This window comes from Streptomyces sp. NPDC048504 (assembly GCF_043200035.1).
GTDB lineage: Bacteria > Actinomycetota > Actinomycetes > Streptomycetales > Streptomycetaceae > Streptomyces.
On record NZ_JBICXA010000013.1, the window covers coordinates 225,898 to 248,670 of the forward strand.

The following is a 22,773-nucleotide window of genomic DNA, read 5'->3' on the forward strand; positions in this document are numbered from 1 at the left end:
GCAATGGATCTCGTGCCCGCACTGGAAGAACCACTGAAAAAGGTGCTCGGCCCCGCCACCGCGAAGGTGATGGCCGAGCATCTCGGCCTGCACACAGTAGGCGACCTCCTGCACCACTACCCGCGCCGGTACGAGGAGCGGGGCCAGCTCACGCACCTCGCCGAGCTGCCGATGGACGAGCACGTCACCGTGGTCGCCCAGGTCGCCGACGCCCGGCTGCACGCCTTCGCGTCCAGCAAGGCCCCCCGGGGCAAGGGGCAGCGTCTCGAAGTCACGATCACGGACGGCAGCGGCCGGCTCCAACTCGTCTTCTTCGGCTCGGGAGTTCACAAACCCCACAAGGAACTGCTGCCGGGCACGCGCGCGATGTTCGCCGGCAAGGTCTCCGTCTTCAACCGCCGCCTTCAACTCGCTCATCCGGCATACGAGTTGCTGAAGGGCGACGCCGAAGAGGCGGTGGAGACCTGGGCGGGCACCCTGATCCCCATCTACCCCGCCACCGCCAAACTGGAGTCCTGGAAGATCGGCAAGGCCCTCCAGACGGCACTGCCCAGCGCCCAGGAAGCCGTGGACCCGCTCCCGGACTCCCTCCGCGAGGGCCGCGGCCTGGTCTCCCTCCCGGAAGCCCTCCTCAAGATCCACCGCCCCCACACCAAGGCGGACATCGCCGCAGCCCGCGACCGCCTCAAGTGGGACGAGGCCTTCGTCCTCCAGGTCGCCCTCGCCCGCCGCCGCCACGCGGACGCCCAACTCCCCGCCGTAGCCCGCAAACCGTCCCCCGACGGCCTCCTCACCGCCTTCGACGACCGCCTCCCGTTCACCCTCACGGACGGCCAGGTGAAGGTCTCCAAGGAGATCTTCGACGACTTGGCTACGGAGCATCCGATGCATCGGTTGCTCCAAGGGGAGGTCGGATCGGGCAAGGCCCAGCCGCTCGACTCGCTCGTGCTCACACCCGCCGGGTTCCGTCGTATGGGGGATCTGACGGTGGGGGACGAGGTCGTCGTGCCGGACGGCGAGATCGCGCTGGTCGACGGGGTCTTCCCCCAGGGGGAGCGTGAGGTCTGGCGCTTGGTCCTCTCCGACGGAAGCCACGTGGAGTGTGACGACGAGCATCTTTGGATCGTCGGCACGAGCTGCGCATGGCACCGAGGGCAGGCCCCCAAGGTCATGACGACTCGGGAGATCCGTCTCGACACGTTCAAGGCCAATGGATCCTCGAAGTGGTATCTCCCGGCAGCTGCTCCGGTCGATCTCGGAGGCGACTGCGGACTGCCTCTCGATCCCTACCTGTTCGGTGTCCTTCTGGGCGATGGCTCATTCCGGCACAATCTGCGGTTGTCCACGATGGACGACGAGATCCGCGATGCCGTGGCGGCGGCTGTGGCCCCTGAGTGCCATGTGGTCCCGGTGAAGGGTTCCCGTTGCGACTTCACCATTCAGCTCGCCCGACGTGCTGGAGGCGTCCGCAACCCCGTGATCCAGACCCTGCGCGGGCTGAATCTCTGGGGTGTCACATCGCACGGCAAGTTCGTTCCCGACGAATTCAAGAACACGTCGATCAAGAACCGCCTTGCTCTGCTGCAAGGGTTGATGGACACGGACGGCACCGTCAGCGCGGACGGCTTCAGTATCTCGCTCAGTTCCGCCTCGCTCACTCTGGCGAACGACGTTGCCTGGCTGGTGCGTTCACTCGGTGGTCGAGCGCGCGTCCTGCCGAAGAAGGCGTCCTTCAACGTCTCTGTGGCCCTGCCCGACGAATACGCTCCGTTCAGGCTCGCCCGCAAGGCCGAACGCGTAGGGCCCAGGCCGAAATACAACACGTTCCGCCGCGGAATCCGAGCAGTTGAGTACGTCGGACGTGAGCCCGTCCAGTGCATCAGCGTCGCGCACCCCGGCCACGCCTACGTCACCGACAACTTCACGGTGACCCACAACACGATGGTGGCCCTCCGAGCCATGCTCGCCGTCGTCGACGCCGGTGGTCAGGCCGCGATGCTCGCGCCCACCGAGGTGCTCGCGCAACAGCATCACCGGTCGATCACCGAGATGATGGGGGAGCTGGCCGAGGGCGGGATGCTGGGCGGGGCGGAGCGGGCGACCAAGGTCACGCTGCTCACCGGGTCCATGGGGACGGCCGGCCGTCGTCAGGCCCTCCTGGACCTCGTCACCGGTGAGGCCGGGATCGTGATCGGCACGCACGCGTTGATCGAGGACAAGGTCCAGTTCCACGACCTGGGCCTGGTCGTGGTCGACGAACAGCACCGCTTCGGCGTCGAACAGCGCGACGCCCTGCGCGGCAAGGGAAAGCAACCCCCGCACCTCCTCGTCATGACCGCCACCCCCATCCCGCGCACGGTCGCCATGACGGTCTTCGGCGACCTGGAGACCTCGGTCCTCGACCAACTCCCGGCCGGCCGCTCACCCATCGCCAGCCACGTGGTCCCCGCCGCCGACAAGCCCCACTTCCTGGCCCGCGCCTGGGAGCGCGTCCGCGAGGAGGTGGGCAACGGCCACCAGGCATACGTCGTCTGCCCCCGCATCGGCGACGAGGACGACGACCCCAAGAAGGCCGGCAAGACCAAGAAGAGGTCCCCCGAGGACGAGGCGGAGAAGCGCCCACCGCTCGCGGTCCTCGACATCGCGGCCCAGCTCGCCAAGGGCCCCCTCCAGGGCTTGAGGATCGAGGTGCTGCACGGCCGTATGCACCCCGACGACAAGGACGCCGTGATGCGCCGCTTCGCCGCCGGGGACACGGACGTCCTGGTCGCGACGACGGTCATCGAGGTCGGCGTCAACGTGCCCAACGCCACCGCCATGGTGATCATGGACGCCGATCGCTTCGGGGTCTCCCAGCTCCATCAGCTCCGTGGCCGAGTGGGCCGAGGCTCGGCGGCCGGTCTCTGCCTCCTGGTCTCCGAAATGCCCGAGGCCAGCCCCGCCCGCCAACGCCTCAACGCCGTCGCCTCCACCCTCGACGGCTTCGAACTCTCCCGCATCGACCTCGAACAGCGGCGCGAGGGCGATGTGTTGGGACAGGCGCAGTCCGGTGCCCGTACGTCCCTGCGGGTGCTGTCGGTCATCGAGGATGAGGAGGTCATCGCGGAGGCGAGGGAGGAGGCGACGAAGGTGGTGGAGTCCGACCCCGAGCTGGAGCACCTGCCGGGCCTGCGGACTGCCCTGGACGCGCTACTGGACGAGGAAAGGGAGCAGTACTTGGAAAAGGGCTGAGGCTGCCACACCCAGGGGCGCGGGGCTGTAATCCATATGCGGCTACCGCCGCGCAGGCGCGACCAGCCACACTGATACCTGAAGACGCCCACAAGCAAGGACCCCAGATGACCCGCGTGATCGCCGGCGAAGCCGGCGGACGTCGACTCGCCGTGCCACCCGGCACCGGCACCCGCCCCACCTCCGACCGCGCACGCGAGGGCCTCTTCTCCACCTGGCAGTCCCTCCTCGGCGCCCCCCTGAACGGCGAACGAGTCCTCGACCTGTACGCGGGCTCAGGCGCCATCGGCCTCGAAGCCCTCTCCCGCGGCGCGAGCCACACCCTCCTCGTGGAGGCCGACCCGAAGGCCGCCCGCGTCATCAGGGAGAACGTCAAGAACATCGGCCTCCCCGGCGCCGAGGTGAGGGCGGGCAAAGCGGAGCAGATCGTCCAGACACCGGCGCCGGCAGACCCGTACGACATCGTCTTCCTCGACCCGCCGTACGTTGTCCCAGATCACGATCTTCGGGAGATTCTCCTCACACTCCGGTCCGGGGGCTGGCTCGCGCCGGACGCCCTCGTCACCGTGGAGCGCAGCACCAGAGGCGGCGAATTCGGGTGGCCGGACGGATTCGACGCGATCCGGGCCCGTCGCTACGGCGAGGGGACCTTTTGGTACGGTCGCGCCGCCTCTACGTGCGAAGACGCACGATGACCGGACCGGAGAGCGAGGGAACTCAGTTGCGCCGCGCCGTTTGTCCGGGGTCGTTCGACCCCATCACCAATGGACACCTCGACATCATCGCCCGTGCCTCCCGGCTGTACGACGTCGTGCACGTCGTCGTGATGATCAACCAGTCGAAGAAGGGCATGTTCACCGTCGACGAGCGGATCGAGCTGATCCGCGAGGTCACCGCGGAGTTCGGCAACATCCAGGTCGAGGCCTACCACGGCCTGCTCGTCGACTTCTGCAAGCAGCGTGACATCCCGGCCATCGTCAAGGGCCTGCGCGCGGTCAGCGACTTCGACTACGAACTGCAGATGGCCCAGATGAACAACGGGCTGTCGGGTGTCGAAACCCTGTTCATCCCCACCAGCCCCACCTACAGCTTCCTGTCGTCCTCGCTGGTCAAGGAGGTCGCGCAGTGGGGCGGCGACATCTCCCACCTGGTGCCGGGCGTGGTCCTGGAGGCGCTCACGGAGCGGCTCGGCAAGGCCTGAGGGACTGACAGTGCGTCACCCGGTGTCGGGCGGGGCGGGAGTGGTCGTACAGTCGACCCGTCCGTCTCCAACACGTCGGTAGAGAGTGGCGAGCACACGGTGGACGTGCAGAAGAAGCTCGACGAGATCGTCGCCTCGGTCTCCAGCGCCCGGTCCATGCCCATGTCGGCCTCGTGCGTGGTCAACCGCGCCGAGCTGCTCACGCTGCTCGAAGAGGTGCGCGCGGCCCTGCCGGACTCGCTGGCGGAGGCGCAGGAGCTGATCGGCGGCCGGCACGAGATGGTCGAGCAGGCCCGCCAGGAGGCCGAGCGGATCATCCAGACCGCGCACGCCGAGCGCGGCTCGCTGATCTCCGACACCGAGGTCGCCCGCCGCTCGCAGAACGAGGCGGACCGCATCCTCGCCGAGGCCCGCCAGGAGGCCGAGGAGGTCCGCGCGGAGGCCGACGACTACGTCGACTCCAAGCTCGCCAACTTCGAGGTCGTCCTCACCAAGACCCTCGGCTCGGTCGGCCGCGGCCGCGAGAAGCTGCTCGGCACGGGCCCCGGCATCGACGACCAGGGCTACGAGGACGAGGACGCCCCCGAGCGCAGCCACGACCCCGAGACCCTGCGCCGCGACGCCGACGCGTACGTGGACGTCAAGCTCGGCGCCTTCGAGGCGGTCCTCGCCAAGACCCTGGAGGCCGTAGGAAAGGGCCGGCAGAAGCTGCACGGACGGATCGCCAGCGACGACCTCGGCGCCCTCTCCCTCGACGACGAGGGCAACCAGGTCCAGCACACCAGCGACGCCGACTACCTCGCCGACCTCGCGACCGTCACGGACACCCCGGTCTCGGCCACCCCGCTCCAGCCCGAGCAGCAGGACTACGCCCCGCAGGCGGCCTACGACTACCAGCAGACCGCCCAGCAGCAGGACCCGTACGGCTACCAGCAGCAGGGTTACGCCCAGCCCCAGCAGCAGGACCCCTACGGGTACCAGCAGGCCGACCCCTACGCCTACCAGGGCTACGACACCGGCCAGCAGCCCGTGTACGACCCGAACCAGATGCAGCAGGCCCAGCTCGACCAGCAGCAGAACCAGGCTCAACAGGGCTACGCGCTCGACGAGACCAGCCTCTTCGACACCGGCATGATCAGCGCGGAGCAGCTGCGGGCCTACGAGCAGGGTCGCGGCCTGTAGCGATCCGGCCCGGTGGCCGGGAGCGCACACCGGATTGGGCCGAGAGCGAAAGGTCCAGTATCCTGGCTCTTCGGTCGCGTGTACGTCCGCGATCACCGCTGCCCGGAAGCACCGAAGGGCAGCGCCCCATGAGCTCAGCAGACCGAAAGACAGGGATGGCTCTGAACGCCCGCCTCGACCACCGCAACCCTCTCGTGTTCGACACTCACGAGCTGGGTCGGCGTCCTGGTGCGCTGCAGCGCCTGAACCGTTCGATCGACGCTCCCAAGGATCTCGGGATCCAGGGAGTCATCGGAGTGCCGGAAGGCGCCCCGGTGGAGCTCGACCTCCGCCTTGAGTCGGTCATGGAAGGGGTGCTTGTCACAGGCACCGCCCGTGCAACGGCCAAGGGGGAGTGCGTAAGGTGTCTGGAGCCGCTTGAGCTGTCGCTCGAAGCGGACTTCCAGGAGATGTTCTCGTACCCTGACGCCGACGACCGTGGCCGTGTGAAAGCGGAACCGGTCGACGACGCCGAGGAAGACGAGGACAGGCTCTTCATCGAGGACGGCTTGTTCGACCTCGAACCCGTGCTGCGCGATGCGGTGGTGCTCGCACTGCCGATGCAGCCGGTGTGCCAGGACGACTGTCTGGGCCTGTGCTCCGAGTGCGGGGTACGGCTCACGGACGACCCGGACCACCACCATGACGCCGTCGACATCCGTTGGGCGGCACTGCAGGGACTCGCCGGTTCACTCGAAGACGGCGAGAAGGACGAGATCAGTGGCGAAGCGCCCCGACCGGCGCGCGCCAACGAGAAGCAGGAGAAGTAGCCGTGGCTGTTCCGAAGCGGAAGATGTCGCGCAGCAACACGCGCCACCGCCGGTCGCAGTGGAAGGCTGCGGTCACCCCTCTGGTTGCGTGCGAGCGCTGCCACGAGCCCAAGCAGCAGCACATCGCGTGCCCGTCTTGCGGCACGTACAACAAGCGCCAGGTCCTCGAGGTCTGAGCGGCTGGTGAGAGGCACCATGTCTGACGTCAAGGCGGACTCAGCCGCCAAGAAACACGCGGACACGGCCTCGTCCCACACGCTGTTGGAAGGGCGGCTCGGGTATCACCTCGAGTCCGCCCTTCTGGTGCGTGCGCTGACCCACCGTTCGTACGCGTACGAGAACGGCGGTCTGCCGACGAACGAGCGGCTGGAGTTCCTCGGGGACTCCGTGCTCGGCCTCGTCGTCACGGACACGCTGTACACCACCCACCCCGACCTGCCCGAAGGCCAACTGGCCAAGCTGCGGGCCGCGGTGGTCAACTCTCGTGCGCTGGCGGAGGTCGGTCGCGGTCTGGAACTCGGCTCCTTCATCCGGCTCGGCCGTGGTGAAGAGGGCACGGGAGGCCGGGACAAGGCGTCCATCCTCGCCGACACCCTGGAAGCGGTGATCGGCGCGGTCTATCTCGACCAGGGCCTCGATGCGGCCTCCGAACTGGTGCACCGCCTGTTCGACCCGCTCATCGAGAAGTCCTCGAACCTCGGTGCCGGCCTGGACTGGAAGACCAGTCTCCAGGAGCTCACCGCGACCGAAGGGCTCGGTGTCCCCGAGTACCTGGTCACGGAGACCGGCCCCGATCACGAGAAGACCTTCACTGCTGCCGCCCGCGTCGGAGGCGTCTCGTACGGCACCGGCACCGGCCGCAGCAAGAAGGAGGCGGAGCAGCAGGCCGCCGAGTCCGCCTGGCGGTCCATCCGGGCCGACGCGGACGAGCGAGCCGAGAAGGCGAAGGCGGCGGCCGAACAAAAGGCCGTCGAGACCGCCACCGAGGCCGCTGAGCAGCCTGCCGAGGGAAGCGCCGACACGTCGTCGGCGTCCGCCTGACCGAACAGCGCGACCCGAGCGCCCGTCCCCGAGTGGGGCGGGCGCTCGGCTCATTCACCCGTGACCACAGGGGATGCCATGCCCGAGTTGCCCGAGGTCGAGGTCGTCCGGCGCGGTCTGGAGCGCTGGGTCGCCCAGCGCACCGTCGCCGACGCCGAGGTACTGCATCCGCGTGCGGTACGGCGTCATGTCGCCGGGGCCGACGACTTCGCGCACCGGCTCAAAGGGCATCGGATCGGCACCCCGAGCCGGCGCGGCAAGTACCTGTGGCTGCCGCTGGAGGACACCCGTCAGGCGGTGCTCGCGCACCTCGGGATGAGTGGTCAACTCCTGGTCCAGCAGCACGAGTTCCCCGACGAGAAGCACCTGCGCATCCGGGTCCGCTTCGCCGACGGCCTGGGCACCGAACTCCGCTTCGTCGACCAACGCACCTTCGGTGGGCTGTCGTTGCACGACACCACCCCGGACGGGCTGCCGGACGTCATCGCGCACATCGCGCGTGACCCCCTGGACCCGTTGTTCGACGACGAGTTGTTCCACCAGTCCCTGCGGCGCAAGCGCACGACCATCAAACGGGCCCTGCTCGACCAGTCGTTGATCAGCGGAGTCGGCAACATCTATGCGGACGAGGCCCTTTGGCGGGCCCGCGTCCACTACGAGCGCCCGACCGCGACGTTCACGCGCCCGCGCACCGCCGAACTCCTGGGCCACGTACGGGATGTGATGAACGCGGCCCTCGATGTGGGCGGCACCAGCTTCGACAGCCTGTACGTCAACGTGAACGGGGAGTCGGGCTACTTCGACCGCTCGCTCGACGCGTACGGCCGCGAGGGTCTGCCGTGCCGGCGCTGCGGTACGCCGATGAGCCGGCGGGCGTGGATGAACCGGTCGAGCTACTTCTGCCCCAAGTGCCAGCGGGCGCCGCGGGTTTGAGGACCCAGCGGGTTCAGAGGCCGGCGCGCGTCTCGTCGTAGCGCGTGCGGGCCGCGAGGACGTCGTCCATGCGGGACTCCATGAAGTCGACGAGTCCCTTCAGACGTTCGGCGACGCCGTGTCCCAGCGGGGTCAACTCGTAGTCCACGCGCGGCGGGTTGGTCGGCTGGGCCTCGCGGTGGACCAGGCCGTCGCGCTCCAGGGCGTGCAGGGTCTGCGAGAGCATCTTCTCGCTGACGCCGTCGACGCGGCGCCGCAGTTCGTTGAAGCGCAGCGAGCCCTCGTGCAGCGCGCACAGGGTGAGTCCGCCCCAGCGGCCCGTGATGTGCTCCAGGGTGCCTCGGGAGGGGCAGGCCTTCGCGAAGACGTCGTACGGGAAGCTCTGCTCCTCCGTACGCTCCTGGGTCGTGTCCATTTCCTCAGAGTACGCGAACGCCGCGCTAACCAAAAGGGAGCACTAACCGTTGGTTAGCGCTCCCCATGGGTGTCCTGCGGCGTAGGGACTAGTACCCGAAGTCCTGCGTCCACCAGGGGCCGCCGGTGCCGAAGTGCACACCGACGCCCAGGGTCTTGAAGTCGCAGTTCAGGATGTTGGCCTTGTGGCCGGGGCTGTTCATCCAGGCGTCCATGACCGCGGCCGCGTCGGCCTGGCCGCGGGCGATGTTCTCGCCGCCGAGGTTGGTGATGCCGAGCGTCTCCGCCCGGTCCCACGGGGTGGCCCCGCTGGGATCGGTGTGGTCGAAGAAGTCCTCGTCGGCCATCTGCGCGCTGAATTTCTCGGCCAGCGTGGTCAGCGAGCTGTTGGCCGCCACCGGGCTGCAGCCGACGAGCGCCCGCTGCTCGTTGACGAGCTTGAGCACCTCGGCCTCGGCGGCTGCCTCCGTGGAGACGGTCACCGGTGCGTCGGCGGACTGCGTAGGCGTCGGAGTGGTGGGTTTCGCCGAGGGGGCCTTGGTCGTGGGCTCCTCTGTCGGGGTGGCCGCCGGCTTCTTCGTCGGGGCCTTGGTGGCGGGCGCGGTGGCGGACTTGGTCGGCGCCGCCGACGGGGAGGCCGCGCGGTTCGCGTCACGGCTCGTGGAGGAGCCGTCGTCGCGGGACTCCGCGCTGCCGGAGGTACCGCCCTGCTCGGTCGCGGAGTTGGACGGCGAACCGGCCGCCTGCACCTTGTCCGAGCCGCCACCGCCGCCGAGCTTGTAGTTCTCCAGCCCCGGCATCGCACCCGCGGCGACCGCGACCGTGCCGATGGCGACGGCGGCGGAGACCCCGAGCAGACCCGTCTTGACCGGCGTCACGCTCTTGCGCTTACGACGGCGACCGCGGCCCGGGCGTGAGCCGTCGCCCCGGGAGGAGGTGGCGCCCGCCGCCTCGGGGAAGACCACGGCGTAGTCCTCCTCGGTGGCGAACAGATAGGCCTCGCTCTTCCGGCGGGAGTCGGCCTTGAGCCGGCTCTCGGCCATCAGGCGGGCCTCGCTCTTCGGCGGGACCTCGTGGTTCGCGCGGCCCCGGTGGTCAGTGGAGGCCTGGTGGTTCGGATGGGGCTGGTGGAACTCGGCGGGACCCTCCGGGTGGAGATAGGGCGCCATGCCGATCGTCGAGCCGTCGGCCGGGTTCCAGGCGAAGCGGTCGTTCCGGTCGGAGCGGTCGTTCCAGTCGTACGAGTCATGCGGGTCGTAGCCGCTCGCGTATGAGCCGTGCGTCTCTGTGACCCCCGTGGCGCGGCTCGTGGCGGCGCGGCCGGCGGCGGAGCGTCGGTGGCGTCCCATGTCCTTGCCTTTCGTCCTTGCGGTCAACTCGTCCGTGCGGTGACCCAGCTCACTCGATCGAGTGAGTTTCATATGAGATTCATTGGGGCGGACGGTACCGCATGGCGGGAGGGGAGCAAGTGCCCAGAGAGACATTGGCCGGTTAGGTTGCAGCCATGAGCGAGGATGTGCGGATGGTCGCCTGGGTGCGAGGGCGTGTGCAAGGTGTGGGTTTTCGGTGGTTTACCCGTGCCAAGGCTCTGGAGATCGGCGGCCTGAGTGGTTTTGCTCTCAATTTGGGCGACGGACGCGTCCAAGTGGTCGCAGAGGGATCACGCGAGGGCTGCGAAGGACTCCTCGGCTGGCTCCGGGGGCACGACACGCCCGGGCGCGTGGATGGTGTGACCGAGATCTGGGACACACCTCGCGGCGGCTACGACGGCTTCGCGATCCGCTGAGCACAATCTGCGAAACGGTGTAAAGCAGCCCTGGCGGAAGCGGAGGGACATGCCACCGGCAGCTGCCCACAGCAGAAATTGCCTGGTGGTTGCCAAGAACGGCTCGCTCTGGCAGGCTCCGCACCTAAGGATGATCGCCACACCCAGCGAGGCCCCGTAGGAGTCGCAGCGCCGCCCGGTCAGGGCCGCGTGCCCCCGGGTCGCCCGCCAATACGGGGCGTGATCGTGTTGACCGTCAAACTTTTTGGTGAGACTCTGAAAGCCCCGCGCACCTTAGCTGTTTGGCATGGAAGAACAGCAGAGCAACACCCAAGACTGTCAAGCACCGCGGGTGCGATTCCCTCACGACCCACACCGCTTCGGTCGGTCACTCAGTGTGGAGGACCATCCATCATGGCAAAGGCGCTTCTCGGTTACGTCGGCGGCTCCGACCCGCGACTCCTCGCCGAGATGCGACGGCTCCAGCAGCGCGTCCAGGACCTGGAATCCGAGCTCGTTCGGATCCAGGAAGAGAACGACGCGCTGACGGCTGCCGCAACTCACGATTCGCTTATCGAGCTCGACGCACGCCAGGCGGAGCCCGCGCTCACCTGATCACTGCGACGCACCACATGACAAGCAGTGGTTGGGCGTCCTGCATCAACCGCTAAGTTGTCAGAGTTTGCAAGGGACGCTTCGGCGTCCCTTCTTTCTTTCCCCCGCAAGCCTCCACCCTCTTTAACGTTTGGTGTGCCCTGCACGTTCAAGGGCGAAACCGCGGGGAACCGGACGTTCATGGAGAGAGCGAGCAGCGGAAGGTAGAGTCCAGCGGCGTGCACCTCAAGGCCCTGACCCTGCGGGGGTTCAAGTCGTTCGCCTCGGCGACCACGCTCCGGTTCGAGCCGGGTATCACGTGTGTCGTCGGCCCCAACGGCTCGGGCAAGTCCAATGTGGTGGACGCGCTCAGCTGGGTCATGGGCGAGCAGGGTGCCAAGTCGTTGCGCGGCGGCAAGATGGAGGACGTCATCTTCGCCGGCACCACCGGCCGCCCCCCGCTGGGCCGCGCCGAGGTGTCCCTGACCATCGACAACTCCGACGGGGCACTGCCCATCGAGTACGCCGAGGTCACCATCACGCGGATCATGTTCCGCAACGGCGGCAGCGAGTACCAGATCAACGGCGACACGTGTCGCCTCCTCGACATCCAGGAACTCCTCTCCGACTCCGGCATCGGCCGCGAGATGCACGTCATCGTCGGCCAGGGCCAGCTCGACTCCGTGCTCCACGCCGACCCCATGGGCCGCCGCGCCTTCATCGAGGAGGCGGCCGGCGTCCTCAAGCACCGCAAGCGCAAGGAGAAGGCGCTCCGCAAGCTGGACGCGATGCAGGCCAACCTCGCGCGCGTGCAGGACCTGACGGACGAACTCCGCCGCCAGCTCAAGCCCCTGGGCCGCCAGGCCGCGGTCGCCCGCAGGGCGGCCGTCATCCAGGCGGACCTCCGCGACGCCCGCCTCCGTCTGCTGGCCGACGACCTCGTACGACTGCGGCAGGCGCTGAACACGGAGATCGCCGACGAGGCCGCGCTTAAGGAACGCAAGGAAGCCGCCGAACTGGAGCTGCGCAAGGCACTCCAGCGCGAGGGCCTCCTTGAGGACGAGGTACGGCAGCTCACCCCGCGCCTCCAGCGCGCCCAGCAGACCTGGTACGAGCTGTCCCAGCTGGCCGAGCGGGTACGCGGCACGATCTCGCTGGCCGACGCCCGGGTGAAGAGCGCGACCTCGGCGCCCCCCGAAGAACGGCGCGGCCGCGACCCCGAGGACATGGAGCGCGAGGCTGCCCGCATCCGCGAGCAGGAGGCGGAACTCGAAGCAGCCCTTGAGGCGGCCGAGCACGCCCTGGAGGACACGGTCGCCCATCGTTCCGAACTGGAGCGGGAGTTGACGGCCGAGGAGCGCCGCCTGAAGGACGTGGCCCGTTCCATCGCCGACCGCCGCGAGGGCCTCGCCCGGCTCAACGGCCAGGTCAACGCGGCCCGTTCACGCGCCGCCTCCGCCCAGGCCGAGATCGACCGCCTCGCCTCCGCCCGCGACGAGGCCCAGGAACGAGCGGTCACCGCGCAGGAGGAGTACGAGGCACTCCAGGCCGAGGTCGACGGCCTGGACGCAGGCGACGCGGAACTCTCCGAGCGGCACGAGGAGTTCAAGCGCCAACTGTCCGAGGCAGAGGCCGCGTTGACGGCAGCCCGCGAGGAATCCACAGCAGCAGAACGCAAACGAGCCGCCACCCAGGCCCGCCACGAGGCACTGGCCCTGGGCCTCAGGCGGAAGGACGGCACCGGGATACTGCTCGGCGCACGAGACCGCCTCACCGGAATCCTGGGGCCTGCGGCGGAACTGCTGACGGTCACCCCGGGCCACGAGGTAGCGCTGGCAGCGGCCTTCGGCGCGGCGGCGGACGCGATCGCGGTGACAACTCCGGCATCGGCGGCGGACGCAATCCGCCTGCTGCGCAAACAGGACGGGGGCAGGGCAGCGCTGCTGCTGGCAGGAGGCCCCGACCATTCAACCCCGGTGACCGAGACCCCCCAAAGGGGCGCGGGGAACTGCGCGACCAGCCACAACGTACCTGCAGACGCCCATCAACGTTTCGCGGCAGACCTGGTACGCGCCCCCAGCGACCTCATGCCCGCCATCCGCCGCCTCCTCCACAACATCGTGGTCGTGGACACCCTCGAAGCGGCCGAGCAACTCGTATACACCCACCCCGAGTTGACCGCGGTCACCGCCGAAGGCGACCTGCTCGGCGCCCACTTCGCCCACGGCGGCTCCGCAGGCGCCCCCAGCCTCCTCGAAGTCCAGGCCTCCGTAGACGAAGCCGCAGCCGAACTCGAAGAACTGGCCGTCCGCTGCGAGGAGTTGGCAGACGCACAGCAGACCGCAGGCGAGCGGCGTAAGGAAGTCGCCGCACTGGTCGAGGAGTTGGGGGAGCGCCGCCGAGCCGCAGAGCGCGAAAAGTCGGCCGTGGCACAGCAGTTGGGACGTCTGGCGGGCCAAGCGCGCGGGGCCGCCGGAGAAGCCGAGCGGTCGACCGCGGCGGCGGCACGAGCACAGGACGCACTCGACAAGGCCGTAGAAGAGGCTGAAGTCCTCGCTGAACGGCTCGCTGTCGCCGAGGAGATGCCGGTCGAGGAGGAGCCCGATACCTCCGTGCGGGATCGGTTGGCCGCCGACGGGGCCAATGCCCGGCAGACCGAGATGGAGGCGCGGCTTCAGGTCCGTACGCATGAGGAGCGGGTCAAGGGGCTTGCCGGGCGGGCCGATTCGCTGGACCGGGGGGCCCGGGCGGAGCGTGAGGCACGTGCGCGGGCCGAGCAGCGGTTGGCGCGGCTGAGGCATGAGGCCGCCGTCGCCGAAGCCGTCGCCTTCGGGGCGCGGCAACTGCTCGCGCACGTCGAGGTGTCACTGCACCGCGCCGACGAGGAGCGCACCGCCGCCGACGCCGCCAAGGCGCGCCGCGAGCAGGAGTTGGCCGCCGCCCGGAACCAGGGGCGTGACCTCAAGGGCGAGCTCGACAAGCTCACCGACTCCGTGCACCGAGGGGAAGTGCTCGGTGCCGAGAAGCGGATGCGGATCGAGCAGCTGGAGACCAAGGCGCTGGAGGAGTTGGGGGTGGAGCCCGCGGGGCTCGTCGAGGAGTACGGGCCGCATCAGCTCGTGCCGCCCTCGCTCGCCGCCGAGGGCGAGGTGCTCCCGGAGGACCCGGAGGATCCGCGCAACCAGCCCCGTACGTTCCACCGCGCCGAGCAGGAGAAGCGGCTCAAGTCGGCCGAACGGGCGTACCAGCAGCTCGGGAAGGTGAACCCGCTCGCGCTGGAGGAGTTCGCGGCGCTGGAGGAGCGGCACAAGTTCCTCAGCGAGCAGCTGGAGGACCTGAAGAAGACCCGCGCCGACCTGCTTCAAGTGGTGAAGGAGGTCGACGAGCGCGTCGAGCAGGTCTTCACCGAGGCCTACCGGGACACGGCCCTGCAGTTCGAGGGTGTCTTCAGCCGGTTGTTCCCCGGTGGCGAGGGGCGGCTGATCCTGACCGATCCCGACAACATGCTCACCACGGGTGTGGATGTCGAGGCCCGTCCGCCCGGCAAGAAGGTCAAGCGGCTCTCGCTGCTCTCCGGCGGGGAGCGGTCCCTCACCGCCGTAGCCCTGCTGGTGTCGATCTTCAAGGCACGGCCCAGCCCGTTCTATGTGATGGACGAGGTCGAGGCGGCGCTCGACGACACCAACCTCCAGCGGCTGATCCGGATCATGCAGGAGCTGCAGGAGGCCTCGCAGCTGATCGTGATCACCCACCAGAAGCGCACGATGGAGGTCGCCGACGCGTTGTACGGCGTCTCCATGCAGGGCGACGGGGTGTCGAAGGTCATCTCACAGCGTCTCCGCTAGACCTTCATCGCGCGTTCAAGTTCTGAACGCATCGCGGTGACCTGTGGGGTTGGATTTCACAGCAGGCCCCCTATTGACTTCGAAACTTGAAGGCATAGTCTCTGCAACGTTGCTTTTACCTTCAGGTGGTGGGCAGCGGGAAGCTGTGCGCCACTGGAAGGGTCGCCCCCCACCCCCGGCAGCGACGCCGGTGGCCTCAGGAGTTACTCGTGACCAGCACCGCGCAGACATCACAGTCAGGAGCCGGGTCGGCTCATCCCGAACATCTCGCGCACGTCATCTTCATCGCGGCGGCGGCCGCGATGGGCGGCTTCCTCTTCGGCTACGACAGTTCCGTGATCAACGGTGCCGTCGAGGCGATCCGCGACCGCTATGACGTGGGCTCGACGGTCCTGGCGCAGGTCATCGCCATCGCGCTGATCGGCTGTGCCATCGGCGCGGCGACCGCCGGCCGGATAGCCGACCGCATCGGCCGTATCCGCTGTATGCAGATCTCCGCCGTGCTGTTCACCGTGAGTGCCGTCGGTTCGGCGCTGCCCTTCGCGCTCTGGGACCTCGCCTTCTGGCGGGTCATCGGCGGTTTCGCCATCGGTATGGCCTCCGTCATCGGCCCCGCCTACATCGCCGAGGTCTCGCCGCCCGCCTACCGCGGCCGGCTCGGCTCCTTCCAGCAGGCCGCGATCGTCATCGGCATCGCGATCTCGCAGCTGGTCAACTGGGGCCTGCTGAACGCCGCCGACGGCGACCAGCGCGGCAAGCTCATGGGCCTGGAGGCCTGGCAGGTCATGCTCGGCGTGATGGTGATCCCGGCCGTCCTCTACGGCCTGCTCTCCTTCGCCATCCCCGAGTCCCCGCGCTTCCTGATCTCCGCGGGCAAGCTGAGCCGCGCCCACGACGTGCTGCGTGAGGTCGAGGGCGACGACGTCGACCTGGACGCCCGGGTCGCCGAGATCGAGCACGCGATGAAGAGCGAGCACAAGTCGACCTTCAAGGACCTGCTCGGCGGTGGCGGTTTCTTCTTCAAGCCGATCGTCTGGGTCGGCATCGGCCTCTCGGCCTTCCAGCAGCTCGTCGGCATCAACGTCGCGTTCTACTACTCCTCGACGCTCTGGCAGTCCGTCGGCGTCGACCCCACGGAGTCGTTCTTCTACTCCTTCACGACGTCGATCGTGAACATCATCGGCACCGTGATCGCCATGATCTTCGTGGACCGCATCGGCCGTAAGCCGCTGGCCCTCATCGGCTCGGTCGGCATGGTCGTCGGTCTCGCGCTGGAGGCCTGGGCCTTCTCCTACGACCTCGTCGACGGCAAGCTGCCCTCCGCGCAGGGCTGGACCGCGCTGATCGCGGCCCACGTGTTCGTCCTGTTCTTCGCCCTGTCCTGGGGTGTGGTGGTCTGGGTCTTCCTGGGCGAGATGTTCCCGAACCGGATCCGCGCCGCCGCCCTCGGTGTCGCCGCCTCCGCGCAGTGGATCGCCAACTGGGCCATCACCGCGAGCTTCCCGTCGCTGGCCGACTGGAACCTCTCCGCGACCTACGTGATCTACACGGTCTTCGCCGCGCTCTCCATCCCGTTCGTCCTGAAGTTCGTGAAGGAGACGAAGGGCAAGAAGCTGGAGGACATGGGCTGACCCGGCCCTCCCCACAAGCTCGGGGAGACGGGCTCAATCCCCCGCCGCCCGTCTCCCCGAAACCGCTCATCGGTCACCAGATGAGGACGCCGCCGCCGATCTCCCGGGCCCGGAGAGCGGCGGCCTCGATGTTGTCCAGGCGGCTCTCCACGAGGTCGGTGCGCTCCCCGACCGCCGCGGCGACAGCTTCCAGATGCTCCCGCAGCAACGCGAGCTCGCGCAGGAACTCCGGTACGTCCGAGGCCTCGACGTACAGGTCGCTGGAGGCCAGCACGGGAAGGTACACGCAGCCCAGCGAGCGCACGGGCGCAGAACCCCACACGGTCTCGCGCCAGTTCTCGAAGCCGGCCGAGTCGTTGCACCCCTCCGGAACGTCGAGCACGTTCCACTGGCCGTCCGCGTCACGCAGGAACACATCCACAGCCAAGGTCATGACCGCAGTGGACCACCGGTCGGCCGGCCGGTCCACCGGTTGCGGGTAAAGGTCACTCTCCGGATCGGGGTCACTCCCCGAGCCGCGGCAGCACCCGCTCCGTGAACAGCCGCAGGCTGCGCCATCCCTCGTCCACCGGCATCCCGCCCGACAGCGGATGCAGGACGAGGTTGTCGAGCCCCAGCGCCACGCACTCGTCCGGCGTGAGGATGCGGTAGACGCCCTCCGCGCGCAGCTCCGCCACGGTCGTGGCCCCCGACTTCACCGCCGAGCGGATGTCCCCGGACTGCCAGGAGGCATACGTCCGCGCCTCGTGCAGGAAGTGCGCCCCGTACTCGGCCCAGGCCCGGTCCGGGTCCTCGGCGATGTGCAGCAGCGGGGTCTCCGCCCCCGGCATCATGGTCCAGCCCTCGGTGCCGTACTCGACGAGCCGGTCCTTGTAGTACGCCTCCAGGTCGGGCAGGTGCGCGCTGGGGAAGAAGGGCAGACCGAGCCGGGCGGCCCGGCGTGCGGCGGCCTTCGAGGAGCCGCCGACCAGCAGCAGGGGGTGCGGGTCGGAGAAGGGGCGCGGGGTGACCCGTACCGTACGGCCGCGGTACTCGAACTCCTCGCCGGACCACGCCTTCAGGACCGTCTCCAGCAGCTCGTCCTGGAGCCTGCCCCGGCGTTTCCAGTCCACGTCGAACTGGGCGTACTCCTCGGGCCGGTAGCCGATCCCGGCCACGGTCACCAGCCGGCCGCCGCTCAGCAGATCGAGTACGGCGATGTCCTCGGCCAGCCGCAGCGGGTCGTGCAGCGGGCCGATCACCGCCGAGACGGTCACCGCGATGTGCCGGGTCGCGCCGAACACCGCGCCCGCGAAGGCGAAGGGCGACGGCAGCCAGTTGTTGGCGACACCGTGGTGCTCCTCCGTCTGCACGGTGGTGATGCCGTGCTCGTCGGCGTACGCGGCCATCTCCAGGGCGGCCCGGTAGCGGGCGCTCAGCGAGGCGGGGGTGGCGCCGGGTTCGACGAGGTTGAAGCGTACGACCGAGACGGGCATGGGAGGTCCCCCTTCGTGTGTGGCGGGGTCGTGCGTGGTGGGGGACGGTAGCTGACGGTACGTCAGATCGCCATGGGCGTGACTACGGGCTTCCGGGTCTCCGGGCTTCCCGGCGCGTGCGGGACCGGTACGGGATCTGGTGGCGTCGACGCCCCGGCCACGCCCGCGCTGGGCCCCGGCGAGACCCATGGCTGATACTGGGTGGGTTATGGAAACCGTCATCCTTGCTGTAGTCATCGCCGTGGTCGTGCTCGGTGCGCTCGGCGGGCTCGTCGTCGGCAGCCGGCGCAAGAAGCCGCTGCCCCCGCCGCCCACCTCCGTGCCCGACATCACCGCCCCGCCGGCCGAGCCGCACGTCGGCGACGAGGCCGAGACGCCGCGCGACGAAGCGCGCCGGACGATAGAGGAGGTGGATCTTCCGGACGGCTCGGCTCCGGTCGCAGTCGAGGAGCCGCCCGCCGCACTCGATGTTCCCGAGCCGACCGCCGGACGGCTCGTCCGGCTGCGGTCCCGGCTCTCCCGCTCGCAGAACGCGCTCGGCAAGGGGCTGCTCACGCTCCTGTCGCGCGAGCACCTCGACGAGGACACGTGGGAGGAGATCGAGGACATCCTCCTCACCGCCGACGTCGGCGTGGCCCCCACCCAGGAACTGGTCGACGGTCTGCGCGAGCGCGTGAAGGTGCTCGGCACCCGCACCCCGCAGGAGCTGCGAACGCTGCTCCGCGAGGAGCTGCTCAAGCTGGTCGGCACCGATGTCGACCGCACGGTCAAGACCGAGCCCGAGGACCGCAAGCCCGGCATCGTGATGGTCGTCGGGGTCAACGGCACCGGCAAGACCACCACCACCGGCAAGCTCGCGCGTGTCCTCGTGGCCGACGGGCGGACCGTCGTGCTCGGCGCCGCCGACACCTTCCGTGCCGCCGCCGCGGATCAGTTGCAGACCTGGGGTGAGCGGGTCGGTGCCCACACTGTGCGCGGGCCCGAGGCCGGTGACCCTGCCTCCGTCGCGTTCGACGCGGTGAAGGAGGGCAAGGAGATGGGGGTCGATGTCGTCCTCATCGACACAGCCGGGCGGTTGCACACGAAGACCGGGCTCATGGATGAGCTGGGCAAGGTGAAGCGGGTTGTCGAGAAGCATGCGCCGCTCGACGAGATCCTGCTCGTGCTCGACGCCACCACCGGGCAGAACGGGCTGGTGCAGGCGCGGGTCTTTGCCGAGGTTGTCGACATCACCGGCATTGTGCTGACCAAGCTGGATGGCACGGCCAAGGGGGGCATCGTGATCGCCGTGCAGCGTGAACTGGGAGTGCCGGTGAAGTTGATCGGGCTCGGTGAGGGTGCGGATGATCTGGCGCCGTTCGAGCCGGAGGCGTTTGTTGACGCCCTTATCGGCGAGTGACGCTTCGCGGGTTGGGCGGTTCTTTGGCTGCCGGCTGGTGGGGGCTGGTCGCGCCCACGCGGCGGAGCCGCAAATGTCACAGCCCCGCGCCCCTTTGGGGCGCGTTGTAGTCAGCCTCGTTCGCAGAAGTGCCCTTCCTCAACCTGCCGTTGAGGAAGGGCACTTCGTCGTCTCTACGGCTACGCGCGCGACCTGTGTGCCACGTACGCCAGCGTGCCCAACAGCAGCCGTGCGGCCGGTGGTTTGGTGGCCGAGTCCAGGGCGGGGGAGCGGAGCCAGTGGACCGGGCCCAGGCCGCCTCGGTCGGAGGGTGGGGCGGTGATGTGGGTGCCGGGGCCGAGGCCGCGGAGGTCGAGGGAGGTGGGGTCGTCCCAGCCCATGCGGTAGAGGAGGGCGGGGAGTTCGGCGGCGGCGCCGGGGGCGACGAAGAAGTGGGCGCGGTGGTCGGGGGTCGCCGCGACCGGGCCGAGCGGGAGGCCCATCCGCTCCAGGCGGGCCAGCGCGCGGCGGCCGGCGGGCTCGGCCACCTCGATCACGTCGAACGCGCGCCCCACCGGCAGCATGATCGCGGCGCCGGGCAACTCGGCCCAGGCGTCGGTGACTTCGTCGAGGGTCGCGCCGGCCCGTACTTCCGGAGCGAAGGCCAGTGGATGTGCGCCCGGCGTGGGGCACTTGGTGTCGCCGCAGGAACACGCGCCGCCCGCGGCCCGTGCGCCCGCGACCACGTCCCAGCCCCACAGACCGGTGAACTCGGCCACCGTTGTGCACTCCGACGCGCGGCCGCGGCGGCGCGTGCCGGACCGGATGTCGCGGATACCCCGGCTGCTGCCGATCGTGAAGCCCATGCCCCCTCCAACGGGTCCAACGCACCGGTGGTTACGAGACGGATGCGTGTCGTCACTCTGTGTTCACGCCTGCCCCGTGCCGCGTGGTCCAGGCAGCGTCCGGGAGTGCCTCGGGTGGTGCGCTGGACAGTGCGCGCCCCTGCGTGCACCGCTACGCCCACCTTCGGCCGTCCTATGTCAAGTGAATCGTGCGCGGGCAACCGTAGGTTCATTCGAAGGGGTGGCGAATGGTGGCGTTTCCGGGATCGCCGTGGCTGGACGGGTGATCGTAGGATTACTTTGAGTGCACAAGTCCTCGGGGCACATGCGCTTGTGGGTATGCCGGAGGCAACTCGTCATCTCGTTCGAAGGGTGACAAGTGCGGGACGGGAAGCCGTATTTACCGGCATTCTGATAGGGCTTGGCGCACAGCGGCGACAAGTGGTTCCAGGGATGGGGGCGTTCCAGTGGGCGGCAACGGCGGAAGCGCGACAACCGCGGCCAGTACGGACAAGCGCCCCAATGAGCTGCTCGGCTCGTGGTTCGTGCGCAGCGGCTGGTCCAAGGGTGAGCTGGCGCGTCAAGTGAACCGCCGGGCGCGGCAGTTGGGGGCCAACCACATCTCCACGGACACCTCGCGGGTGCGCCGCTGGCTGGACGGCGAGAACCCGCGCGAGCCGATCCCGAGGATCCTCTCGGAGCTGTTCTCGGAGCGCTTCGGCTGTGTCGTCTCGGTCGAGGACCTGGGCCTGCGCGCGGCCCGCCAGGCACCCTCCGTGTCCGGCGTCGACCTGCCGTGGACGGCCCCGCAGACGGTGGCCCTGCTCAGCGAGTTCTCCCGCAGCGACCTCATGCTGGCCCGCCGCGGCTTCCTCGGGGCCTCGCTGGCCCTGTCCGCGGGACCGTCCCTCATCGAGCCCATGCAGCGCTGGCTGGTCCCCGGCCCCTCCGCCCACCAGCCGGAGCCCGAGCCCGCGAGTGCCTCCCGGCATCAAGGGCGGCTCTCCCGGCCCGAGTTGGAGCTGCTGGAGTCCACCACGGCGATGTTCCGCAAGTGGGACGCCCAGTGCGGCGGCGGCCTGCGCCGCAAGGCGGTCGTAGGGCAGCTGCACGAGGTGACCGACCTGCTCCAGGAGCCCCAACCGGAGTCCACCAACCGCAAGTTGTTCAAGGTCGCCGCCGAACTCGCCGAGCTGGCCGGGTGGATGTCGTACGACGTGGGGCTCCAGCCCACCGCCCAGAAGTACTTCGTCCTCGCCCTGCACGCCGCCAAGGAGGCGGGCGACAAGCCGCTCGGGTCGTACGTCCTGTCCAGCATGAGCCGGCAGATGATCCACCTCGGGCGGCCCGACGACGCGCTGGAGCTGATCCACCTCGCGCAGTACGGCAGCCGGGACTGCGCGAGCCCGCGCACCCAGTCGATGCTGTATGCGATGGAGGCCCGCGCGTACGCCAACATGGGGCAGCCCGGTAAGTGCAAGCGGGCCGTCCGGATGGCCGAGGACACCTTCGGGGACGTACACGACTGGGACGACCCGGACCCGGACTGGATCCGTTTCTTCTCCGAGGCCGAGCTGTACGGCGAGAACTCGCACTCCTATCGCGACCTCGCCTACGTCGCCGGCCGCAGCCCCGCCTACGCCTCGCTGGCCGAGCCCGTCATGCAGCGGGCGGTGGACCTCTTCGCCAAGGACGAGGTGCACCAGCGGTCGTACGCACTCAATCTCATCGGCATGGCCACCGTGCACCTCCTGCAGCGGGAGCCCGAGCAGAGCGCGGTGCTGGCGACGGAGGCGATGACCGTCGCCAAGAAGGTGCGCTCCGAGCGCGTCAACACTCGTATTCGAAAGACCGTCGACACGGCGGTCCGTGACTTCGGGGATCTGGCCGAAGTCGTCGACCTCACCGACCGGCTCGCGATCGAGCTGCCGGAGACCGCCGAAGCGGTCTGATCACCCCAAGCCCCGGCCGCGGCCGGCCCTCCCGAACCGCCCGACTCGGCTCCCCCATGCCAGGTCATTCGGAGGGCCGACCGCGGCCGGTCCCGTCCTTGGGACTCGTATTCGAAAGACCGGCCGCGCGACGGTGCGCGGTGCCGGCGGGACGGCCGGAAACGTCGGCCTCGCCGCGAGGCTGCCGAGCGGGCCGCGGGAGAGCGCCGAAGGGGGCTGGGCCCCGTGCCCCGGCGCCCCCGTGCCAGGTCGGCGGAGGGCGGGGCCCGGCCGGTTTCCGGCCGTCGGAAAAGGTTGCGCCACGATAACGATCGCGCGGCCGGAGATCCGGCGGTTCATCGACGCGTAACACGCACGGCGCCTTCGTCACCCCGGTGAAACATCGAGGGGCTTCGACGGAAACCGCGCTGCGCCAATCTCAGGGCGCATAACCGGACCCCCCGCCTTGACCGGACCGCATCCAGGCTTCGCCCGCAC

General features: G+C 69.2%; 19 protein-coding genes. 14 read left to right on the plus strand and 5 right to left on the minus strand.

Translation table 11 applies throughout. The annotated features are described in order from the left end of the window. The first annotated feature begins 3 nt into the window (after nt 1–3). From ACGFY9_RS30330 to mutM, 8 genes are all read left to right on the plus strand, one after another. Nucleotides 4–3,231, plus strand: a complete 3,228-nt coding sequence (locus ACGFY9_RS30330; protein ID WP_393759389.1) for a helicase-related protein — start codon at nt 4–6, stop codon at nt 3,229–3,231. A 107-nt stretch (nt 3,232–3,338) separates the two neighbouring features. Next, on the plus strand, nt 3,339–3,926 hold the full coding sequence (rsmD, locus tag ACGFY9_RS30335; protein WP_393759391.1) for a 16S rRNA (guanine(966)-N(2))-methyltransferase RsmD: 588 nt from the start codon (nt 3,339–3,341) through the stop codon (nt 3,924–3,926). Beyond that, complete coding sequence (coaD, locus tag ACGFY9_RS30340; protein ID WP_019058670.1) at nt 3,923–4,432, plus strand: pantetheine-phosphate adenylyltransferase; 510 nt, start codon at nt 3,923–3,925, stop codon at nt 4,430–4,432. Before rsmD ends, coaD begins: the two co-directional genes overlap by 4 nt. 99 nt (nt 4,433–4,531) lie before the next feature. Continuing rightward, the gene (locus ACGFY9_RS30345; protein WP_393759393.1) at nt 4,532–5,614 is read left to right on the plus strand and encodes an ATP synthase F0 subunit B; all 1,083 of its coding nucleotides are present in this window, start codon (nt 4,532–4,534) and stop codon (nt 5,612–5,614) included. 155 nt (nt 5,615–5,769) lie between these two features. Further along, nucleotides 5,770–6,423 carry a YceD family protein gene (locus ACGFY9_RS30350; RefSeq protein WP_393759395.1) on the plus strand — a complete coding sequence of 218 codons (654 nt, stop codon included), beginning with the start codon at nt 5,770–5,772 and terminating at the stop codon, nt 6,421–6,423. 2 nt (nt 6,424–6,425) lie between these two features. Beyond that, nucleotides 6,426–6,599, plus strand: a complete 174-nt coding sequence (gene rpmF / locus ACGFY9_RS30355) for a 50S ribosomal protein L32 (protein ID WP_015657589.1) — start codon at nt 6,426–6,428, stop codon at nt 6,597–6,599. 19 nt (nt 6,600–6,618) lie between these two features. Continuing rightward, nucleotides 6,619–7,464, plus strand: a complete 846-nt coding sequence (rnc, locus tag ACGFY9_RS30360) for a ribonuclease III (RefSeq protein WP_393759397.1) — start codon at nt 6,619–6,621, stop codon at nt 7,462–7,464. 78 nt (nt 7,465–7,542) lie between these two features. Continuing rightward, nucleotides 7,543–8,397: a bifunctional DNA-formamidopyrimidine glycosylase/DNA-(apurinic or apyrimidinic site) lyase gene (gene mutM / locus ACGFY9_RS30365; protein WP_393759399.1), complete on the plus strand. Its 855-nt coding sequence runs from the start codon at nt 7,543–7,545 to the stop codon at nt 8,395–8,397. 13 nt (nt 8,398–8,410) lie between these two features. Here the strand turns inward: mutM and ACGFY9_RS30370 are convergent, their stop codons facing one another. Continuing rightward, nucleotides 8,411–8,812, minus strand: coding sequence for a winged helix-turn-helix transcriptional regulator (locus tag ACGFY9_RS30370; protein ID WP_393759401.1), 402 nt, complete (start codon nt 8,810–8,812; stop codon nt 8,411–8,413). Nucleotides 8,813–8,900: 88 nt separating this feature from the next. After that, a complete protein-coding gene (locus ACGFY9_RS30375) occupies nt 8,901–10,160 on the minus strand; it encodes a CAP domain-containing protein (RefSeq protein WP_393759402.1) in 1,260 nt (419 codons plus the stop codon). 155 nt (nt 10,161–10,315) lie between these two features. Between ACGFY9_RS30375 and ACGFY9_RS30380 the strand changes: the two genes are divergently transcribed. The 4 genes from ACGFY9_RS30380 (at nt 10,316) to ACGFY9_RS30395 (ending at nt 16,646) form a co-directional block, all read left to right on the plus strand. Next, nucleotides 10,316–10,597 carry an acylphosphatase gene (locus tag ACGFY9_RS30380; RefSeq protein ID WP_328678639.1) on the plus strand — a complete coding sequence of 94 codons (282 nt, stop codon included), beginning with the start codon at nt 10,316–10,318 and terminating at the stop codon, nt 10,595–10,597. A gap of 393 nt (nt 10,598–10,990) precedes the next feature. After that, nucleotides 10,991–11,191 (plus strand): hypothetical protein, encoded by a 201-nt coding sequence (locus ACGFY9_RS30385; protein WP_093629369.1) that lies wholly within the window; start codon nt 10,991–10,993, stop codon nt 11,189–11,191. Nucleotides 11,192–11,409: 218 nt separating this feature from the next. Continuing rightward, nucleotides 11,410–15,015: a chromosome segregation protein SMC gene (gene smc, locus ACGFY9_RS30390; protein WP_393759405.1), complete on the plus strand. Its 3,606-nt coding sequence runs from the start codon at nt 11,410–11,412 to the stop codon at nt 15,013–15,015. A 209-nt stretch (nt 15,016–15,224) separates the two neighbouring features. Beyond that, nucleotides 15,225–16,646: a sugar porter family MFS transporter gene (locus tag ACGFY9_RS30395; protein WP_393759407.1), complete on the plus strand. Its 1,422-nt coding sequence runs from the start codon at nt 15,225–15,227 to the stop codon at nt 16,644–16,646. Nucleotides 16,647–16,719: 73 nt separating this feature from the next. Here the strand turns inward: ACGFY9_RS30395 and ACGFY9_RS30400 are convergent, their stop codons facing one another. Then, nucleotides 16,720–17,079 (minus strand): hypothetical protein, encoded by a 360-nt coding sequence (locus ACGFY9_RS30400; protein ID WP_327401041.1) that lies wholly within the window; start codon nt 17,077–17,079, stop codon nt 16,720–16,722. A gap of 70 nt (nt 17,080–17,149) precedes the next feature. After that, the gene (locus ACGFY9_RS30405) at nt 17,150–18,121 is read right to left on the minus strand and encodes an LLM class flavin-dependent oxidoreductase (RefSeq protein WP_393759409.1); all 972 of its coding nucleotides are present in this window, start codon (nt 18,119–18,121) and stop codon (nt 17,150–17,152) included. A gap of 208 nt (nt 18,122–18,329) precedes the next feature. Here ACGFY9_RS30405 and ftsY point away from each other — a divergent pair, with 208 nt between their 5' ends. After that, nucleotides 18,330–19,520, plus strand: coding sequence for a signal recognition particle-docking protein FtsY (gene ftsY / locus ACGFY9_RS30410; RefSeq protein ID WP_393759410.1), 1,191 nt, complete (start codon nt 18,330–18,332; stop codon nt 19,518–19,520). A 179-nt stretch (nt 19,521–19,699) separates the two neighbouring features. Here ftsY and ACGFY9_RS30415 read toward each other — a convergent pair whose 3' ends face one another. Beyond that, the gene (locus tag ACGFY9_RS30415) at nt 19,700–20,365 is read right to left on the minus strand and encodes a bifunctional DNA primase/polymerase (protein WP_393759412.1); all 666 of its coding nucleotides are present in this window, start codon (nt 20,363–20,365) and stop codon (nt 19,700–19,702) included. 446 nt (nt 20,366–20,811) lie between these two features. Here ACGFY9_RS30415 and ACGFY9_RS30420 point away from each other — a divergent pair, with 446 nt between their 5' ends. Then, on the plus strand, nt 20,812–22,296 hold the full coding sequence (locus tag ACGFY9_RS30420) for a hypothetical protein (protein ID WP_393759414.1): 1,485 nt from the start codon (nt 20,812–20,814) through the stop codon (nt 22,294–22,296). Nucleotides 22,297–22,773 lie beyond the last annotated feature (477 nt).

Excerpts from the sequence above, each read along its gene's own strand:
- ACGFY9_RS30350 (WP_393759395.1), top strand. The coding sequence starts at position 5,770 with ATGGCTCTGAACGCCCGCCTCGACCACCGCAACCCTCTCGTGTTCGAC.
- mutM (WP_393759399.1), top strand. The coding sequence starts at position 7,543 with ATGCCCGAGTTGCCCGAGGTCGAGGTCGTCCGGCGCGGTCTGGAGCGC.
- rsmD (WP_393759391.1), top strand. The coding sequence starts at position 3,339 with ATGACCCGCGTGATCGCCGGCGAAGCCGGCGGACGTCGACTCGCCGTG.
- ACGFY9_RS30415 (WP_393759412.1), bottom strand. The coding sequence starts at position 20,365 with ATGGGCTTCACGATCGGCAGCAGCCGGGGTATCCGCGACATCCGGTCC.
- ACGFY9_RS30380 (WP_328678639.1), top strand. The coding sequence starts at position 10,316 with ATGAGCGAGGATGTGCGGATGGTCGCCTGGGTGCGAGGGCGTGTGCAA.
- coaD (WP_019058670.1), top strand. The coding sequence starts at position 3,923 with ATGACCGGACCGGAGAGCGAGGGAACTCAGTTGCGCCGCGCCGTTTGT.
- ACGFY9_RS30400 (WP_327401041.1), bottom strand. The coding sequence starts at position 17,079 with ATGACCTTGGCTGTGGATGTGTTCCTGCGTGACGCGGACGGCCAGTGG.
- ACGFY9_RS30375 (WP_393759402.1), bottom strand. The coding sequence starts at position 10,160 with ATGGGACGCCACCGACGCTCCGCCGCCGGCCGCGCCGCCACGAGCCGC.
- ACGFY9_RS30405 (WP_393759409.1), bottom strand. The coding sequence starts at position 18,121 with ATGCCCGTCTCGGTCGTACGCTTCAACCTCGTCGAACCCGGCGCCACC.
- rnc (WP_393759397.1), top strand. The coding sequence starts at position 6,619 with ATGTCTGACGTCAAGGCGGACTCAGCCGCCAAGAAACACGCGGACACG.
- ACGFY9_RS30330 (WP_393759389.1), top strand. The coding sequence starts at position 4 with ATGGATCTCGTGCCCGCACTGGAAGAACCACTGAAAAAGGTGCTCGGC.
- ftsY (WP_393759410.1), top strand. The coding sequence starts at position 18,330 with ATGGAAACCGTCATCCTTGCTGTAGTCATCGCCGTGGTCGTGCTCGGT.
- ACGFY9_RS30370 (WP_393759401.1), bottom strand. The coding sequence starts at position 8,812 with ATGGACACGACCCAGGAGCGTACGGAGGAGCAGAGCTTCCCGTACGAC.
- ACGFY9_RS30385 (WP_093629369.1), top strand. The coding sequence starts at position 10,991 with ATGGCAAAGGCGCTTCTCGGTTACGTCGGCGGCTCCGACCCGCGACTC.